The organism is Ochrobactrum sp. SFR4 (assembly GCF_019730395.1).
In the GTDB taxonomy this organism is placed as follows: Bacteria; Pseudomonadota; Alphaproteobacteria; order Rhizobiales; family Rhizobiaceae; genus Pseudochrobactrum.
The window spans coordinates 1-285 of the sequence record NZ_JAAPBB010000653.1 but is presented as its reverse complement, the minus strand read 5'-3'; the positions used below and the strand labels follow the sequence as shown (position 1 = coordinate 285).

At 51.2% G+C, this 285-nt stretch carries 1 protein-coding gene; it reads left to right on the top strand.

Going from position 1 to position 285, the window contains the following annotated elements:
* A partial coding sequence (locus tag HBA93_RS20670; protein WP_221724520.1) for a radical SAM protein occupies window positions 1–285 on the top strand: 285 nt, incomplete at both ends.

Here is a 285-nt window from a genome sequence, read left to right as displayed (position 1 = left end):
TCAATGCTCATCGCGATCTCGATATTCTGATGCCTTATCTGCATCTGCCGGTACAGGCCGGTTCCGATCGTATTCTCAAAGCGATGAACCGCAAACATAAGGGTGAAGATTATATCCGCCTGATCGAGCGTATCCGCTCTGTGCGTCCTGATATGGCACTGTCCGGTGACTTCATTGTCGGCTTCCCAGGTGAAACTGATGAAGACTTTGAAGACACAATGCGACTGGTACGCAGCGTGCGCTATGCACAGGCCTATTCGTTCAAATATTCCTCCCGTCCGGGCA